Source organism: Pedobacter ginsengisoli (assembly GCF_002736205.1).
GTDB classification, from domain to species: Bacteria; Bacteroidota; Bacteroidia; order Sphingobacteriales; family Sphingobacteriaceae; genus Pedobacter; species Pedobacter ginsengisoli_A.
Genome location: NZ_CP024091.1, coordinates 3,679,715 through 3,698,952, shown reverse-complemented (window position 1 = coordinate 3,698,952; position 19,238 = coordinate 3,679,715). Strand labels below are relative to the sequence as shown.

Here is a 19,238-nt window from a genome sequence, read left to right as displayed (position 1 = left end):
ATCTACAAATTAGGACTGGTGAAACCTAAGGTTTTAAGACCTCGCTTAACATCAGGACTGCTCATGAATAATTTCCACAGTAAGCCGCTGCGGTAATTTTCAATCATCACAATGATTGGACCCTGATCTATAGCAAGGTGAGATTTTGCATACCAGTCTTTTTCATCGCTAAAGGCATCAACAAAGCCATATTCACTCCACAATTTATCGCCTTTATCAAAATAAAAATGTTTTAGCGCTTCCATTGAATATTCAGGAGTATAAGGAAAAGCAGATAAGGCGGCAGTTGGTGTAATTACCCCTAAATCTTCTGTTGGTGAGTGAGCTGCATAACCGCCCCAGCTATCACTGGCAGTTAAGCCCCAGCTATTGGCACCATAACCCTTATATTTTTTAGGGTTTTCTATACAGTAAGCCCTGTTAATAAGCGTATGATTTTTATTTTGTTCCCAGTAATCGGCATTATTATCTTTTAAACCACGAGGGTCTAAGCCCAGAAAAGAGTAATGTGAAAAGAATAAAGGACCGCCATAGTCAAAGCCTAACGGCAATGTAATACCATTAAATTTACGGCCGTTAAAGAAAGTATTGTTGTTTGCGTAACCATCGTCATAAACGCGTTTGCTAATGGGGAATTTTGGAGATGCGGCAGCCATCACATATGTGATTAAGCATTCGTTCCACCCTTTAATCTGATGGTTCATACTCCATCCGTTATTTGGGCTCCAGTGCCAGTAAAGAACATTTTGGTTTTGAGTAAACCAATTCCATTCAATACCTTCCCACATCCAGAGTATTTTATTTCTAATGTCGTTTTCGACAGGATTGTCTGCAGTATAATATTGACGGGCAGTTAATAAACCTTGAAACAGCAATGAAGTTTCAACAATATCTGCACCATCATCTTTAGGGCTAAAGCGAATTACTTTTCCAGTTTCGCCATTTAGCCAATGAGGAAAAGCACCATGAAACATATCTGCTTTCCATAAAAAGTCTACTATTTTTTTTGTGCGTTCAGCAGCTTGTTCACGTGTAATGAATTTGCGTTCAGCAGCTACTATCATAGCCATAACACCAAAGCCTGTACCACCTGTTGTAACTACTTCATCACCATAGTCAAATGATTTGTTACTACGTTCGCGTGCCATACCACTAACAGGATGCCCAAAATCCCAGAAATATCTGAAAGTTTGTTTTTGTACCAGATCAAGCAGCTGGTCATCAGTAAGGTTTTTTTTAATTGAGAGATCAGGCTTAATTCCTGCATCCGTCTTCTTGCTTTGAGCTAAAATCTTTGAAGTCGACGACAGGATGAAAAAAGAAAGGAGAATTGCAATTAGGTGTGTAGTTTTCATAATAAAGGGTTTCATTTGAGTGTTATGTCTTATATATTATTTTAAAGATTAGGCCCGGTAAAGCCTAAATCCTTCATTCCTGTTTTTACTTCCGGACAGCTCATAAATAGATCCCATAATAGCTTGCTCCTATAGTTTTCAATCATGATTATAATCGGACCCTGGTCTATTGCCAAAGTAGATTCGGCAAACCAGGTGTCGTGTAAAGAAAAAGCATCAGTAAAGCCATATTCTTTAAATATTTTATCGCCAAGTTTATAATAAAAGAACTTAAGAGCCTGCATAGACTCAACCGGGGTATAAGGAAATGAAGAAAGCGCAGCCGTTGGCGAAATCACACCATTATCATTCGTTGGTTCGTGTGCCAAGTATCCATTAATATCATCACTGGCAGTAAGCCCCCAGCAATCTTCTCCGTACCCGTAAAAATTCTTGGGGTTAGCTTTTGCATAGTTATAATGGATTAAGGCATGAGCCTTATTTTGTGTTTCATAATTGGCATAAGCATCACTAAGCCCTGTCGGATTTATACCAAGAAAAGAATAATGAGAAAAAAATAATGGGCCACCACTGGCCGGACCAAGAGGAAGCTGAACGCCATAATAGCTATTCCCATTTTTTAAATTGCCATTATTTGCCCAGCCGTTATCATAAACAGATTTTGGTATAGCATGTGTAGTAGAGGAGGCAGCCAGAACATAAGTAATTAAGGCCTCATTCCAGCCTCGTATAGGCATATTCATGTCCCAGTTATAATTAGGGCTCCAATGCCAGTATAAAGTGTTGCTGTTATCCTTCCTGTACCAGTCCCACTCAACTCCATTATAAATGCTATTGATGTCTGATCTTAAAGAAGATTCAGCCTGATCCGATCCGTTAAAATATTGTCGTGCAGTAAGTAATCCCTGTATTAAAAAAGATGTTTCAACAAGGTCACCGCCATTATCTTTAGTGCTAAAAGCAATTGCTTTTCCCGTATTTCCATCAATCCAATGAGCATATGCCCCATGGAAACGATCAGCAGTTTTTAGAAAGGCAACAATTTTTTGAATTCTTGAAAGACCCTCGGCTTTTGTAATAAAACCTCTGTGAACTCCGGTAATAATAGCCATTATCCCGAAGCCTGAACCACCTGAAGTAACTGTATTCCCAGATGTATTCCTTTCCCGTGCCATGCCACTGGCAGGGTGAGCGAAATCCCAAAAGTATTTAAATGTTTGTCTTTGAATTTTTGTCAATAATTCCTGATCCGAAATCTCGGGAAACTTGTTCGCAGGGTCAATAGTGGTTACAAGATTTATGGTGATTGGACTTAATAACTTATTGCCACTGGTTGATTTAAGATTTGTTTGAGCATCCAGGAAATACATTGTAATTGCCTGTAGGCTAGACGCAGGAGAAAGTACTATTGTTTTATCGTCATTTTCAAAGGCGACGTTAAGTGCCACCGAATTGTTTCCCTTATCTTTCATTACAATTCCATTTACAACAGAACTCTTATCAATTGCTGCCGAAAAGGAAAGTTTTATAGTAGGTTTCAGATTCACCGAATAATAGCTAAAGCCACTAAACAAATCATTTACTTTTAATTCGTTAAAGGTAAATGATCCGGTTGGTGGTTCAACTGGAGGGTCAACTGGGTTGCCTTGATCACTTTTTTTACAAGAAGATCCTGCCAAAATCAAAAGAAGTAAAACCAGATAGTATTTAGCCGTCATAATAAAATCGCAAGGTGATGAAAAAGCTTACCGGTGTTAGTTAGACCGGTAAACTTTCTGTTCTAAACTTAAAGTAATGCTTATCTGCCTTTTGTTTCAAGTTTATAAATAGCACCTACCTCTTTTGAAGTTAGTGCTTTATTAAATATGCGCAATTCATCAAGCACACCTGTGTATGGCAGCATCCATCCATCTGGAGCTCCCCAAGGCGCACCTAATTGCTGTTGGAATGCACCAATCACAAATTTTGATACATCAGGCATATTTAAATTCCCAAGCGGATTGCTTCCGTTTTTTCTATCAGTTATACTTGCCGGAAGTGTTAAAGCAGCTCCGTTTACGTACATTGCAAACTTTGATGTTCCAGCATCGTATGAGAAGGCAAGATGTGCCCATTTACCATAAATGCCGTTAACCCTAAGGTCGCCAGTCAATTCAGCCCACTGACCTGCATAGCCAACTTTGATCAGCATTTTATCTTCTGTGGTATTGTTCCCTTCAATCATAACAAACATATTTCCCCAGAAATCGCTTGTCCTTGGCAACATAAATACACATTGAGCACCACCATCATGTTTTTCGGTTTTTATCCAAAGCGTTGTTGTAAAGCTTTTCAAGTCTTTAAGGTTAGTGCCCGGCGTGGTTTCGTAGGCCACAAAGCCAGTTGAACTTCCTTTGTAGGCTTGTCCTTTAATACCTGCCGCGAATGAAGTATTTGTTGCTGTTCCTTCCAATCCACTTTTGTCTTCTTTCAAATCTCCTTCAAACCCCCAGTGAGCAACTAAACTTTCAGGAGCAACATCTTTTGAAAAAACGTAACCATCAATTGCTGGTTGTTGCGGAGCATAATCATTCTCCTTTTCCTGGCATGAAGATATAGCTACCGTTAATGCTAATCCAGTCAGCATTAGTTTTATATTGTTTTTTAATACTTTCATGATCTTATAGTTTAATTGTATCCTGGATTTTGGGTTAACACTCCGCCACTAAGGTCAATTTCATCAGATGGAACAGGCATAAGTTCGCTTCTGCCGGCTTTAAAACCTTTTGTTCCAAAAACTTCTACTCCTCGTCCCTGACGAATTACATCAAAGAAACGATCAAACTCCATTGCAAGTTCAACCTGTCTTTCATGCCATATTGCTGTTCTCAAAGCGGTTTTATCTGTTGTAGTTACAGCAGGCAAAATAGTGGTGCTACCTTGTCTTGCACGTTTTCTTACTTGTTCTAATGAAGATAATGCCTGAGTGGTATTACCTAACTCATTTGCTGCTTCTGCGTTCATTAACAGGATGTCAGCATAGCGCAATACGCGGATATTCTGATCAGCTCCTTCTGAGAATCCAGACTGCCAATAGGTTGATGGAACATATGATTTCTGATTATACATTCTTGGATTACCAGTTATGTCTGGAACTACATCACCCTGAGGGGTAGTTTCTCCGGCAAAAAGAATAGTTGCATCTCTTCTTGGGTCTCCCGGTTCAAAAGCATTAGCTAAGGCCTGGGTAGGTACATTGAAGCCCCATCCACCCCAGGAAACACCTTTAACACCTTGTATCTGGGAGTACTGACTTGTAGTTGCTCCCGCTATAGAAGGTATTTTTTGACTTTGAATTTCAAATACCGATTCTGAATTGTTTTCATTTGGTACTCTGAACAGCGCTTCATAGTTAGGGAAAAGGGCATAACCCATGGTCATTACCTCGTTAGTTAACGATAAAACCTGATCCCATTTTTTCTGATACATTGCTACTTTTGCATGTAAGCCTTTTGCAGCACCTTTGGTGGCACGGCCAACATCAGCTGGACCATATGTTTGTGGCAATACGGCTGCTGCTTCATCAAGATCTTTTTCAATAGCCGCCCAAATCTGTGCAGCAGGTGTGCGTGGCAGGTTATATTCACTTGGATCTTTTGGTACATTTAATCTTAATGGAACATCACCAAATGCGCGTACCAATCTGAAATAAGAATAAGCTCTAATGAATTTTGCTTCAGCTAAATATCTGTTTCTTAACGTGGCATCCATATTAATATTAGGGATGTTGTCTAAAACCTGATTAGCTAAATTGATGTTCTGAAACTGGCCTTTCCAAAAATCTTTAACCTGACCTTCGGTAGATGAAAGTGTGAAATCATCAAAAGCATTAAAAAATGTTGCATCTCCGGCTGTACTACCTTTCTCGGCCTCATCTGACCCCAGGCTTTCTACTCCCATAGGCGCAAAAGCAGTATTTTGCCAGGAGCGAAGATTCGCGTACATAGAGTTTACCCCTTTGGTTGCATCCTCAGGCGTTTTCCAGAATTCTTTAGCTTCCTGCTGACCTTGAGGGGGTACATCTAAGAAACTTTTTTTACATCCTTGAGTGGTTATTAATGCAGCAATTAGCAGTAAACCAAAGGACTTATGTATGTTGATTTTATTGTTAGTTATCATCGCTTTAAGTATTAAAATGAAACATTTAAACCAATTCTGTAAGTGGCTGAAAGTGGATAAATGCCATTGTCAATTCCAGATTCAATAGGACTAGTATTGGTGATCTCAGGAGTAAATCCTTTGTATTTGAAGAAATTAAAGGCGTTTTGTGCATCAGCAAAGATTCTTATCCTTTGCGCACCCCATTTGCTAAGCAATGCTTTATTTATGGTGTAGCCTAATTGAATATTTCTAATACGCAGGTAGCTGCCATTCTCTACATACCATGAATTTGGTTTGTAGTTGTCTCCACCTCCTATATTGGCCGAAGGATAGGTATTTGAAGTGCCTGCTCCATGCCATCTGTTATCATAGAAATCTTTACTGTAGTTTTCGGAACCAAATCTTAAGCCTTTGTTGGCATTATAAACCTGTACCCCTGCAACCCCCTGAAGATCTACTGCAAGATCAAAGTTTTTGTAGTTGAAAGCTGTATTTAAACCAAAAGTATATTTAGGGTTTGGATTACCTAAAACTACACGGTCTTTAGCATCAATTGCACCATCATTATTGGTATCAACATATCTGAAATCACCAGGTTTAGCACTTTTTTGTAAGGATGCAGCTACTTCCTCTGGTGTTTGGAAAATTCCCGCTACCTGAAGGCCAAAGAACTGTCCGATAGGCTGGCCTACAATTGTTCTGGTACTTAGCTGACCACCAGTTGAGGATGCACCACCTGAATATATAGGATTGGCTCCTGTAACTGTTTTAGTCACCTTGTTGTTGTTTATACTAAAGTTTCCGCTAACATTATATCCAAAACCACTTTCGCTTTTATCTCCATAACCAAGGGATAGCTCAAAACCTCTGTTGCGATAGGTGGCCTGATTACCAATAATTACCGCATCATCCAATCCAATTGATGTTAAAACAGGAATGCGGAAAATACCTTGCTCTGTTCTTTTTTCATAAAAGTCCAACTCAAAATTTAATTTATTGTCCAATGCAGTACCCTCTAATCCTATATCAGTACCGACACCTCTTTCCCAATAAGTAAGGGGAGGTACAATAGAAGTAATGTTTGCACCTGGCTGTGGTTGTCCACCTATAATTGCTGTAAATTTAGGGTCCTGATTGATTAACAATGTTGAAAGGTTTGCCGGAACACCTGCATTACCAACTTTACCCCAGCTGGCTTTTAATTTTAACGTATTGAAAGCCTGTTGGTCTTTCATGAAATCTTCCTGACTGATTACCCAACCAGCTCCTATAGCAGGGAAATAACCCCAACGCTGATCACCCGAGAATTTTGAAGATCCATCTGCACGAATTGATGCATTTAATAAGTATTTACCTTTAAAGGCATAGTTAACCCTACTAAAATAAGAAGTATAGGTAGCCAGAGCACCTTTATCTGTTATAGTCCTTGGATTAGCCGCATCAATTGGACCTAATGAAAGATAAAGATCTCCATCACTATTAAATGGTACATTTCTGGCGCTGGCACTTAATTCATAAAATTTCTGACGTTGAGCAGTTTGACCAGCCAATACAGTTAATTTATGGTCGCCAAATAACTTGTCAAATGTTAATGTATTCTCAACAATCCAGTTTCTGGTATCGCCACGTGTTATGTTTAATTGGCTAATATCATTTCTTTGGGCTACAGTAGCAACATAAACCTGGTTGTAACCTAATACCTCAGCTTGTCCAAACTCACCACCAAAACTTGTTTTAAATGTTAATTCAGGTAAAATTTTCACCTCAGCAAAAACATTTCCAGTCACTCTGTAATTTTTAGAGTTCTGTTTAAAGAAGTCTAATTGTGCGCGAGGGTTATTCGTAGCGTTGCCAATAGGGAAATCATTAGGATCTCCATAAGTCCCGTCTTGATAGAACTGTGGTACAACAGGAGCAGCAGTAAAGGCCTTGTAAATTATTCCGCCTGGCATATCTGCAGTGCTGTTTTGTTGAACTGCTGCATTATATCCAAGTTTAAGAAAGTTTGTAGCCTGATAGCTTCCATTGAACCTTGCCGAAAGACGCTCAAAATCATTGCGTTTCACAACACCTTCCTGTTTAAGGTATCCTAATGAAAAATTATAAGTAGCCTTCTCGGTTGAACCGCCAACAGTTACATTGTGGCTGGTTTGTAAGGCATCTCTGAATATCACATTGAACCAGTTTGTGCCTTCGCCAAATTGTGAAGGATCAGGAAACTGTGTTGTACCCGCCTGCTCATTAACAAGAGTTGCGTACTCACTTGCATTTGCCATATCAACCTGATTGGTTACTTTTTGGTAACCAACATAGCCATCATAACTGATATTGATATTCCCTTTACCTTGTTTAGTTGTAATTAATACAACTCCATTAGCTGCTCTTACCCCATAAATAGATTGACTTGATGCATCCTTAAGGATAGACATACTCTCAATATCATTAGGATTTAAAAAGCTGATTTCATCATACCAAACACCATCTACCACATAAAGAGGGTTTACACTACCATAAACAGAACCTACACCCCTGATTCTTATGGTTGGAGAGGCACCCGGCGAACCCGAGTTTGTAATTTGAACACCCGCTACTTTACCTTGTAGTGCGCTTAAGGCATTGGTAGATGCTTGTTTCGAAATTTCTTCCCCTTTAACGGTTGCTACCGATCCGGTAACGTCAATTTTTTTCTGTGTACCATAACCCACAACCACAACCTGTTCTAGTAGTTGTGATGTAGAGGTTAGTTCCACATTGATCACTGTTCTGTTGTTCACTTGCATCTCTGTCGGATTATATCCAACGTAAGAGAAAACAAGAGTCGCATTGGCCGGAGCACTTATTGCGTATTTTCCCGTTGCATCTGTTTGTGTAGCAATTTGTGTTCCCTTAACTAAAACGCTTACACCCGGAAGGGTGGTTTTATCTGCGCCATCACTTACTACACCGCGTATAGTAATATCCTGCGCAAACGCTGAATTAATAAAAAGAAAACATAAAAAAGTTAAAACAGAAAGTTTTGTAAAGATTCTTTTCATGCTGTTTAAAATTTAGTTGTTAGTTGTATAAATCTCCGTGAGTATTTGAGTTAAAACAAATAAAACACCTCTACATTAATACATCACTACAGAAATCTATACTTTCTCAAACAATCAAAATAGGGTTCTTGTTTCGTTAAAAACGCCATTCTATGCGTACATAACAAAATTATGGGCTACAACATGGAGCCAAAAGAATTGTATAAAATCAATCTTAAGAAAAGGGGGATGAGAGGTAATGATGTAGTGCTATAGCTCCATCAGAAACTCTACGAGGTTCTTGTCGTGGGGGACTTCAAGCTTTTTACGAAGCCTGTAACGACGTATTTCAACACCTCTTAAAGAAATGTTAAGTAATGATGCAAGTTCCTTGCTACTCATATTCATGTGCAGATAGGCACATAGTTTTAAATCATTGGGAACAAGATCCGGGTGATTGGCCTTAAGCTTTTTAAAGAAACTTTCATGGGCCTCATTAAAGCTGCTTTCAAATAAGTTCCAGTCACGCTCATCGTTCATGCCATCATCAATTACTTTCTGAATTTTTCTAAGCTGTTCTTCGGCCAAAGGCTTTCCACTTGAGTCTTTAATCTTCAGCATCTCTTGACTAAGTTTCTGAAGTAATTCATTTTTATATACCAAACTCATCGCTGAATTTGCCAGTTCCCTGTTCTTACCGGCCAGTTCGCCCTGCAGTTTCTCAGTTTGCAATTTAATGATCTGTCTTTCCGTAGCCTCAGCCTCTTTTTTAAGGAATTCTTCTTTCTCGGCCTGTAATTTATCAGAAATGGCCTGCTGATCTTTCTTTAACTTTCTTTCATAAAAGCGCTTAGAGGCAATAAGTAAAAGCACAATGCCTATAAGGTACAAAGCAAACGCCCAGTTACTGGCGTAAAAAGGAGGGAGGATGGTAAATTCAAACTCAGTATCCTTACTTACATTTTCATCGTTAATTTTTGCCCTTACAAGGAAAGTATACGTGCCGGCACTAAGGTTAGTGAAATCTTTTTGCGAGGCTGCGCTCCAATCAGACCATTGCTTTGAATAGCCCTTTAAAAAGAATTGAAACTTAATACTGCTTTGCCTGTAATAAGGCAGGGCAAATGATATTCTGATGTTATTTCTGCTAAAAGGTATTTCAATTTCCGAGTCAGTATTTCCTACCTCACTAATTGTGGAATAAGTATCCGTAATATCTTCTACTTTCCTAATTAAAACAGATGGTAAGGTTATCTTTTTACGCTTTAGTAAATCTATTTCATTATAAATAACAAATCCATCATCAACACTAATCAGGTAAATATGGTCGCTTATCTTGCTAATGTTCTCATAGTACTGAACCATTCGGCCATCTAAAGAACTGAACCGGTTAGAGTCTATTTCAATTTTTCCTGGCTGAGAGAAATTGATCAACGCCATTTTACCATGGTTAATAAACCAATATTTCTTTTCGTCAGCTTTAATGATCTTATTTGATTTAGCAAAAGAGCCAAGCTCCTTATTCAGGGTGGTGTACTTACTAAAGGCATTACTAATCTCATCGTAGGTTAAAAAACCTTCATTTGATGAGTAGATCAATCTGTTTTCAAATGTAAAAAGATTAATGCCATAAGTGCTTGGGAGTCCATTATGCTCATCGTAATACTTAACATTGGTAACTGTTTTAAAATCTGGACTTAGCACCAGTTTATATAAGCCTCTGTAAGCATGGCTCACCCAGATATCACCTTTTGAATCCTGTTCAACATATCTTGATGGCTCATCGAAGCCTTTGATTCTAGAGTCAAATTTCCATTCACCGGCAGGGTCTTTTTTAAACAATACCAATCCGTTATAAGTGCCTTGAATAAGGTAATTGTCATTTAATTTTTTTATTACCCAGCCCCCGCTTATACCGGTAACTTTTTCAATTGTGTTGCCGGTAACACTAAAGGTGCCATCGTTATGGCCGCAAAGAAGTTGCCCATCAATCATTCGCAAGTCCCAAACCTGACCCTGTGATTTTGGGATCAGTTTAAAATCAAAAGAACTGAATGAGTTGTCTTTACCACCTACCCATGGACTATAAAAAAGGCCCTGATTGGTTCCTAAATAAATAATATTCTTATAAATAATGCTTGAATATACGGTTCCAAAAAGGCCGGTTTTGTCAAAATAAAAGTAAAGCGGAGAGTTTAATTCTATACGGTCTATACCATTATCCAGCCCAGTCCATAAATTCTGGTCATCATCTGCATAAATACTAAGCACGGTATTATTCTGTAAACCGCTTGATTTATTGATTCGTTGTACAATGTTTCCATTCTCATCAATAATAATCAAGCCATTTAAAATTGTACCATAAGCATAATATTTGCCTAATACCTTAACCCCGTTATTTAACTGATAGGTTTGCAGAAAAGTGTTTGCAGGCGTGGCAAAAGGGGTGTATTTCTCTCCATCGTACAAAAACAAACCATCCTTGCTGGTGCCAATTAATAAACTGCCATTTTTATAAGGAAGAATAGAAAGTACACTTCCTGGCAGAGGTGCCCCAATGTTTTTAAGCTGTATAAGTTTATCGCCATTTAACTCGTACAAGCCTTTGCCCAGGGCCTCAATAATAAAACGCTTATCAACCTTATGCAGAAACAGAAAGAAGGCAGGGATTTTTACAACACTTATTTTATTGTTGCTGTATATATATATACTCGAAAAAGACTGAAAGATAACACGTTTGCCATCAACATGGATCTTCCAAATCTCATCGGTCATTTTAAGCCCTTTTGGAATGAGGTTGATTAGCGAGGTGTATTTTAAGCGTTTGTTGTCTATTTTCCAATATCCAAATTCACCAAAACTTCCGGTATAAATTATCCCATTATCATCTGCCGCAACCGACCGAACAATCTGGCGGTTTGGCATTTCGTACTGTTGCCAATATTTGCCATCGTAAGTTAAAAGGCCTTGTGTATTTCCGAAATACATAATGCCATTCTTGCCTTTGGCAATAGACCAATTTTGGTTACCGGAAAGGTAAAGCGATTTGGGATAATTTTGAATGTAAGGAACCCCAATGCTTTTGATATCATCCGCTAAACTTGTAACGGAGAAAAAACAAAAGATTAAAAATATAAAGTATTTGAGGGGTCTGTTGTTCATCAACAGCTAAGATAGTTGTTTACTTGAAACGTTTATCGGCTGTGGCACTTTTACATAATATCCTGTTCCATCATAAGTACGTTTACGAGGGTTGGTAGTACATGCAACCGAGCAGCATCCTTGCAGGGTTTCTCCACATTCATCACATTGTGTGAAATGCTCATTGCACTCAGGATTAGCGCAATTGATCATTTTTGGAGTAGTTTTGCCGCAATTTAAACATTTAGACACTACCGTTGGATTTACTGTATTTACATCTACAGCAATACGGTTATCAAAAACATAACATTTACCTTCAAAATCTTCGCCACCAACTTCTTTGCCGTATTTAATGATTCCACCATGCAACTGATAAACATCATTAAAACCATGATGTAATAGCAAAGCTGATGCTTTTTCGCATTTTATACCACCGGTGCAATAAGTAAGTACTTTCTTATCTTTATATTTAGCAAGCTCATTTATTTTATCGGGAAAATCTCTGAAATTCTCAATATCTAAAGTTACGGCATTTTTAAATTTTCCTAAATTATGCTCATAGTTTGAACGTACATCAAGAATTACAACATCTTCCTGATCAAGCATCTTATGGAAATCTGCAGGTTCCAGGTGCTTGCCTGTTTGCTTGTTCGGATCTATAATATTTGGATCTCTTAATCCTGAGTGTACAATCTCGGCTTTGTAGCGGCAATGCATTTTGATGAATGAAGGCTCTTCAACATCATCAATTTTGAAATCGGTTTTAGCAAAACGCTCATCAGCCTTTAGGGCTTTCATATATGCTTCGCAGGATTCTTTAGTTCCTGAAACGGTACCGTTTAAACCTTCATCGGCTACGATAATACGGCCAACGAGATTTAATGATTTGCAAAATGTAAGGTGATCAGCAGCAAATTGTTCTGCCTCGGCTATGTGACTATAGCAATAGTAAAGTAGTGTCTGGAATTTTTTCATAATTCATTGATACCGATGCAAACGGCGTTTAATGCGGTGCAAAGTTAAGAAATTAAGTGATGTTGTACAATAGATGGCTATATGCTAATGTATTGGCGGGATCTTGTCAGTGCTTTTCTAGGGCAATTAGCCCTACCAAGGCCCCATAAAGGCTCTATGAAAGTCCCCTCAACGCCCCCGCATCTAGAGTTTTATGTAACATTCTTGTAAACCTACCACCTTAGTTAGATTATTGTTAAGTTTGTATGCGTTAATTAGAAACACAAATAGAACTAACTTATTATTTTTATAAAAATGACTAACACTACGATGAGATCATTGTGGCTGACTACAAGTCTTCTACTTGGATCAACTGTTGGATTTGCACAAGACAACCTTGTAAATTCATTAAAAAACAACCAAAGCGAAAACAGCGCAACCAGTTTTAAATTTACACCTGTTATAAATACTGAAGCTACTTCTGTTAAAAATCAAAAATCGTCTGGTACTTGCTGGAGTTATAGCACTAACTCATTTTTAGAGTCGGAAATGATTAGAATGGGCAAAAAACCTGTAGATCTTGCGGATCTGTTTACTGCACGTAATGCATATGTTGAAAAAGGAATTAACTATGTGCGTATGCACGGTGCCTTAACATTAGGCGATGGTGGTGCTTGCCACGACGTAATTAATATGTTTGCTAAATATGGTGCTTTGCCTCAAGAAGTTTATAATGGTAATGATTACGGAGCTCCGGGATCATCTGACAGAATGAATAACCTTACAAAAGCTATTTTGGAAAAAGCAGTAAATGCTCCGGGTGGCAAGTTTGACCCTAACTGGAAAACCAAATACATTGCAACAATTGATTCTTGCATGGGTGCAGTTCCAGAAAAATTTACTTACGAAGGAAAAGAATACACTCCAAAAACTTTTGCTAAAGAAGTTGTAGGTATCAATCCTGAAGATTATGTTGAGCTTTCATCTTTCAATACTGCTCCTTATTATAAAAAAGCAGTTTTAATGGTGCCTGATAACTGGTCGTACGATCAGGTGTATAATGTACAAATGGATGATATCACCAAAATTATTGACAATGCATTAAAAGGTGGTTATAGTGTTGCATGGGCAACAGATGTTAGTGAAAAAGGCTTTAGCTGGAAAAATGGTGTTGCATACGTTCCGGAAAAGAATTTTGATGACATGTCTGACGATGAGAAAAAAACAATGTTCAATGGTCCAAAGGCTGAGAAAGAAATCACTGTTGATTTGCGTCAGGCGGCATTTGATGATTATCAAACTACCGATGATCACGGCATGCAGATCACTGGCTTAGCTAAAGATCAGAACGGTAAAGAATATTACATCGTTAAAAACTCATGGGGTGCTACAAACGATTATAATGGTTACTTATATGTAACTAAAAACTTTGTGAAATATAAAACCACTGCGTTTTTACTACACAAAAAAGGTATCCCTTCTGATATTCGTAAAAAGTTAAGTATATAACAGCAAAAAAACTTTGTTTAAAGGGCCTGCATCACAAACTATGATGCAGGCCTTTTTTATTTTACTCAAACTGTGATATTTCGATTCCAAGAACGAATAATTGTGTGGATTAAAAAAGTATAACTTTATTCAAAGCATATGTATTAAAATGAATACTCAGAAGGAGCAGTTTGTAACTGTAATTGAGCAGAACAAGGGTATAATTTACAAAATAGCCAATTCGTTTAACACAGATGAGGAGGATAGAAAAGATTTGGTGCAGGAAATTATATTTCAGCTATGGCGCTCGTTTCCTGGCTACAACAATAAAAGCAAATTTACTACATGGATGTATCGCGTTGCTTTAAATGTTGCGATTACATGGTACAGAAAGGAAAGAAAGAAAACGGCATTGATGAGCCCGATCTCAGAAAATGTAATTGAGGTATTAGAAGATGATGTGTCAATTGATAACGAGGGCAATTTAAAACTTCTGCAGCAGTTTATTAATGAGCTAAAAGAATTGGACAGGGCATTGATGCTGCTTTACTTGGAAGAAAAGACCCAGAAAGAAATGGCCGAGATTCTTGGGCTATCTGAAACAAACATCGGTACCAAAGTAAACAGGATTAAAGAAAAGTTAAAACAAAGATTTTTAAAGATTATTAACAATTAATAACCGGGAAACATGGAAGAACTGGATATAAAACAACTGTGGAATAGCTATGACGCAAAGTTGGAAAGATCATTGGCGATTAATTTAAAAGTTATAAAAGAATTGCAGACCCAAAAGGTTGCAAATAAGCTTGGTTCTTTTCGTAGAAATCAGGTGACGGGGGTAATTTTAGGTGTAATATGGATTGCCTTTTTAGTGTTTTTGCTGATCAATACCTTACACAATATTTTCTTTGTGATATCTATAGGCTTTATTATATTGTTTAATGTGTTTGCCACGGCAGCCTATATCAGGCACCTTGTAATGCTTGCTGAAGTAAATATTGAGGACAGTGTTACGGAATCTCAGAGAAAAATAACCGAAATCCAATCGTCGTTTACTAATGTTGGCAGAATATTGGTTTTACAAGCTCCGTTTTACTGTACCTTTTGGTACAATAGCGACCTTGTTGCAAATGCCGGTATGGGCTTTTGGCTAATACAGCTCGTGATTGTTTCGTTTTTTGTCTTTATATCAATATACCTATTTAAAAAGTTGACCTATAAAAACAGGCACATTAAGTGGGTTAAAGCTGCCTTGGAGAGCTTTGGTGGTAAAACGCTAACCAAAGCAATGGACTTCCTTAATGAAATAGAGGAATATAAAACCGAACAATCATAAAGCGTTAGAATCCATAGAATAGCCTAAAGCCATGATTTACCCTTTTGTTGCCGTCGTAAGCAAAACCATAAGTGGCTTTGAAAATCAATCTTTGTAAGCCAAAGTAAAACTCGGTGTAATTTCTTTTTATTGGCTGGCTCAGATAGCTAACCCCAATAAGCTCCTCGAGCTTTAACTTGCGCAGCAATGGAACTTTGTTTGTAAAAAGACCAGAGAAATTGTGTTCAAAATGAGCCTCAAGATACTGGCGATCCGTACTGAAAAGATAAAAGTCTAGAAATAAGAATTTTCTTAAGTTAGGTTGCCCAAGTAATGAGTTATTGCCTCTAAAATGTTTAGCCTCGGGGTAGTACACCGTATTGTTGTTGATGAATTTACCTGCTCCAATTACAAAGGACGAATAACCCCATAAACCTGCGCTAATGCGATTCTGCGAAACTTCTAATGATAAGAGGTCGTAATCTACATCGCTATTAAATAGTCCGTTTATACCTTTTTTATAGGTAAGGTTAATTATCGGATATTTAGATCCCTGGTAAAACTTGCCATCCGGGCGGGTTATGTATTTCTGGTCGATGGTGTAATTTAATGACGCCGTTATTGTTAATGATTTATATGTTGGAAACAAAGGTGTCTCCGTATCGGGTGTAAAAGGATTGTTTGACGTAAAAGTTTCGCCTTTTAGATCTTTGATTTTGAATGTTGTAGTATTTACAAGATTGGTATGGCGTGCATAATCGGCAGTAAGGGCTGCCTGTAATCCATTTGTTAGTTCTCTTGTAGTGCCAATGTTTGCAAACTCTTTTTTATAGAATTTGGAAAAGTTGGTTTCGAAAAATAAGGAGTTAATAGAGTTACCCAACAGGCTCATTGTGCCCAGATCATTCAGATCATAGATGCCTGAACCTGCGCTTATGCTAATGTTTGCTCGTTTTATTGGGTTGTAGTAATAATTTGCCGACAGGGTTCCGGTTAAAGTTTTATTAGAAAACCCGTACCTCAGCTCTGGGCGAACGCTGTAATAACGGCTATCCTGAAGGCGTTTTACATAGGTTACCCCGTATTTAAGAGCAAAACCTTCAACCGTATTGTAAAATATGGAACGGTATAGCGGGTCAAAACTGTAATACTTTTGGGCGTACCTGTTATTTATGGTGTACCCTGTTACCACTGCTTTTACAATTCCGAATTTGTTGTTTTCCCGCTCAAGTGAATCAAGATAACGTTTTGAAACTTTAAGTGCGGCTATACTGTCTTTTCTGACATAGTCACGGCTCTCTTCTTTTGTAAGTGGGATAGGCCTGTTATTAAGCCAAAACAGGGAATCTTTTTTATTCACCGCTTTGGTAATTTTCAGAATTTCTCCTGTAAAATAGTTTTTAGGGAAGTTTGGGTGAAGGTTGTAATTGCTGTAAATGCCAACATAGTAACCCTCGAACTTAAAACCAAGTACATTTCCATTAAACTGGAAATTGATGTTTGATGGCATGTAAGTATTCTCGGTTTTAATAAACTGCTGCGAGATATTTAAAGTGTCGAGCAGGTTAACCCCTGAGTTGCTGGTTAGGTATACATCGGCATTAACCAGATGCCATGTGTCGTCTGTTATATAGATGGTACCCCTAAAAACAGGATCGTGTTCCCTACGTGGAATGATCTGGATTTTATTAACTGTTTCTCCGTTTTCTGTAGATACACCAAGCAATTTGTAACGGTAATAGAGAAAGGCATTGTCGGAAATTGGAGATACAAAGCCCCTGGCACTCAGTTTATCTTCTAATAAGATGTTGTCGTAAAAATTTATGATCAGGTCTGATGCCTTATTGAAGCTAAAGGCATTGTTGCGGCCGGCAATTTTAGAAGATACCATTTCTTCGTGAATCTTATTTGGCCGTTCGTACGAAAATGTGGAAGTCGACTCTGATAGATACAAAATTCCTCTTCTGTTGGTATCCAGGTCAAGTGTTTTTTGAATGTCTCTTCCAAAGAATCGTTTTGGGGCACCTACAAGTTTTTGTACCCCTTTAATATATACATCTGCTTTATATGCCTTTACTTCGTTTAGATGAGACTTTCTTTTTTTTATGGCTTGCCTGATAATTTCGTAAGCCGGATCTTCAGCATTGCCATCTATTGTAACTCCGGCAAGAGTATAAGTTTCGGGTGTGATAACTACATCTTCTGTAAGGTTATCATTCATGGTGATTTCTTTTTCTAACGCTTTATAGCCAATAGCTTTATAGATAATGGTAAAAGAGCCTTTTTCTATATTTAGCGAATAAACACCATCAACATTGGCAGATGTTCCAATGGTTGTATTTTTTATGTAAACTGAGGCAAAAGGAACAGTTTGTCCTTCTGTATCTTTTATTGAACCACTAAGTTTAAGCTGCTGTGCTGATAGGCCAACAGTGCTTATTGAAAGAAATAGCGTTAAAAAAATATTCTTCATTAATTGGGTTTAAAGCTTAAATATCGGATTAGTTGTTAATACTAAACAGATTTTTTATGTTAAAGTTTGCAATGGCCCTCTAATTGCCTTACCAACACAAGATGATATTTTTATAACTTTGGTTGCACTAATTATTTTTAAATATGTACAAAACTTTAAAACCCGTTCTGGAACAAGAACTGGAGCAAATAGAAAAAGACGGTTTATTTAAACGTGAACGTATCATTGTAACCCCTCAGGGAGCTGATATTAAGATCAGCACTGGGCAAGAGGTGATTAACTTTTGTGCAAATAATTATTTGGGACTATCGTCTCATCCGGCTGTTATTGAAGCGGCAAAAAAAGCCATAGATAAACACGGTTACGGAATGTCGTCAGTACGCTTTATATGTGGTACCCAGGATATTCATAAAGAACTGGAGGCAAAGCTTTCTAAATTTTTAGGTACAGAGGATACAATTTTATATGCTGCTGCATTTGATGCTAACGGTGGTGTTTTTGAACCTCTGTTTAATGATCAGGATGCAATCATTTCTGATGAACTGAATCATGCTTCAATTATTGATGGTGTACGTTTGTGTAAGGCAAAGCGTTTCAGATATAAAAATGCTGATATGGCTGATCTTGAACAGCAATTAATTGCTGCTAAAGATGCCAGGCATCGTATTATTGTTACTGATGGTGCTTTTTCTATGGACGGAGTTGTTGCGCCATTAGATAAGATATGTGACCTGGCAGATAAATATGAGGCATTGGTAATGATAGATGAGTCGCATTGTACAGGCTTTATGGGGAAAACTGGACGTGGTACTCATGAGCATTTCAACGTGATGGATAGAATTGATATTATTACAGGTACTTTGGGTAAGGCACTTGGTGGTGCATCCGGAGGATTTACTTCCGGTAAGAAAGAAATTATTGATATGCTACGTCAAAGATCTCGTCCATATTTATTCTCCAATACACTTGCTCCTGCAATTACGGGCGCTTCTGTTGCGGTTTTAGATCTTTTAAGTGAAACAACTGATTTAAGAGATAAACTGGAAAGCAATACATCTTACTTCCGTACAAAAATGACTGAAGCTGGTTTTGATATTAAAGATGGCGTACACCCGATTGTTCCGGTTATGCTTTATGATGCTAAACTTGCCCAGGAATTTGCTGCAAAAATGCTTGAAGAAGGTATTTATGTAATTGGTTTCTATTATCCGGTGGTAGGACAAGGCAAGGCCAGAATTCGTGTGCAGTTGTCTGCAGCTCATGAGCAGCACCATTTAGATAAGGCTATTGCGGCATTTACTAAAGTTGGCAAGGCTTTAGGTGTAATATAAAAATAAGTGGCTGAGTCTATTTTCTTT

Annotated in this window: 12 protein-coding genes; 4 read left to right on the top strand and 8 right to left on the bottom strand. The window is 37.9% G+C overall.

Annotated elements, in window-relative coordinates; genetic code table 11:
- Positions 1 to 2: 2 nt before the first annotated feature.
- The 7 genes from CPT03_RS15230 to CPT03_RS15200 form a co-directional block, all read right to left on the bottom strand.
- Positions 3 to 1,355, bottom strand: coding sequence for a glucoamylase family protein (locus CPT03_RS15230; RefSeq protein WP_099441138.1), 1,353 nt, complete (start codon positions 1,353 to 1,355; stop codon positions 3 to 5).
- Positions 1,356 to 1,396: 41 nt separating this feature from the next.
- The gene (locus CPT03_RS15225) at positions 1,397 to 3,073 is read right to left on the bottom strand and encodes a glucoamylase family protein (protein ID WP_099439635.1); all 1,677 of its coding nucleotides are present in this window, start codon (positions 3,071 to 3,073) and stop codon (positions 1,397 to 1,399) included.
- An 80-nt stretch (positions 3,074 to 3,153) separates the two neighbouring features.
- Positions 3,154 to 4,011, bottom strand: coding sequence for a LamG domain-containing protein (locus CPT03_RS15220; protein ID WP_099439634.1), 858 nt, complete (start codon positions 4,009 to 4,011; stop codon positions 3,154 to 3,156).
- Between the two features lie 11 nt (positions 4,012 to 4,022).
- Positions 4,023 to 5,513, bottom strand: a complete 1,491-nt coding sequence (locus CPT03_RS15215; RefSeq protein WP_099439633.1) for a RagB/SusD family nutrient uptake outer membrane protein — start codon at positions 5,511 to 5,513, stop codon at positions 4,023 to 4,025.
- An 11-nt stretch (positions 5,514 to 5,524) separates the two neighbouring features.
- Positions 5,525 to 8,530, bottom strand: coding sequence for a SusC/RagA family TonB-linked outer membrane protein (locus CPT03_RS15210; RefSeq protein ID WP_099439632.1), 3,006 nt, complete (start codon positions 8,528 to 8,530; stop codon positions 5,525 to 5,527).
- A gap of 249 nt (positions 8,531 to 8,779) precedes the next feature.
- On the bottom strand, positions 8,780 to 11,671 hold the full coding sequence (locus CPT03_RS15205; protein ID WP_099439631.1) for a triple tyrosine motif-containing protein: 2,892 nt from the start codon (positions 11,669 to 11,671) through the stop codon (positions 8,780 to 8,782).
- A gap of 6 nt (positions 11,672 to 11,677) precedes the next feature.
- Positions 11,678 to 12,625, bottom strand: coding sequence for a rhodanese-related sulfurtransferase (locus tag CPT03_RS15200; protein ID WP_099439630.1), 948 nt, complete (start codon positions 12,623 to 12,625; stop codon positions 11,678 to 11,680).
- Between the two features lie 309 nt (positions 12,626 to 12,934).
- Between CPT03_RS15200 and CPT03_RS15195 the strand changes: the two genes are divergently transcribed.
- The 3 genes from CPT03_RS15195 (at position 12,935) to CPT03_RS15185 (ending at position 15,428) form a co-directional block, all read left to right on the top strand.
- Positions 12,935 to 14,113 (top strand): aminopeptidase C, encoded by a 1,179-nt coding sequence (locus tag CPT03_RS15195; RefSeq protein WP_245869858.1) that lies wholly within the window; start codon positions 12,935 to 12,937, stop codon positions 14,111 to 14,113.
- 148 nt (positions 14,114 to 14,261) lie between these two features.
- Positions 14,262 to 14,768, top strand: coding sequence for an RNA polymerase sigma factor (locus tag CPT03_RS15190; protein ID WP_099439628.1), 507 nt, complete (start codon positions 14,262 to 14,264; stop codon positions 14,766 to 14,768).
- A 12-nt stretch (positions 14,769 to 14,780) separates the two neighbouring features.
- Positions 14,781 to 15,428, top strand: a complete 648-nt coding sequence (locus tag CPT03_RS15185) for a hypothetical protein (RefSeq protein ID WP_099439627.1) — start codon at positions 14,781 to 14,783, stop codon at positions 15,426 to 15,428.
- A 4-nt stretch (positions 15,429 to 15,432) separates the two neighbouring features.
- Here the strand turns inward: CPT03_RS15185 and CPT03_RS15180 are convergent, their stop codons facing one another.
- Positions 15,433 to 17,880, bottom strand: a complete 2,448-nt coding sequence (locus CPT03_RS15180; RefSeq protein ID WP_099439626.1) for a DUF5686 and carboxypeptidase regulatory-like domain-containing protein — start codon at positions 17,878 to 17,880, stop codon at positions 15,433 to 15,435.
- 143 nt (positions 17,881 to 18,023) lie between these two features.
- Here CPT03_RS15180 and kbl point away from each other — a divergent pair, with 143 nt between their 5' ends.
- Complete coding sequence (kbl, locus tag CPT03_RS15175; RefSeq protein WP_099439625.1) at positions 18,024 to 19,211, top strand: glycine C-acetyltransferase; 1,188 nt, start codon at positions 18,024 to 18,026, stop codon at positions 19,209 to 19,211.
- Positions 19,212 to 19,238 lie beyond the last annotated feature (27 nt).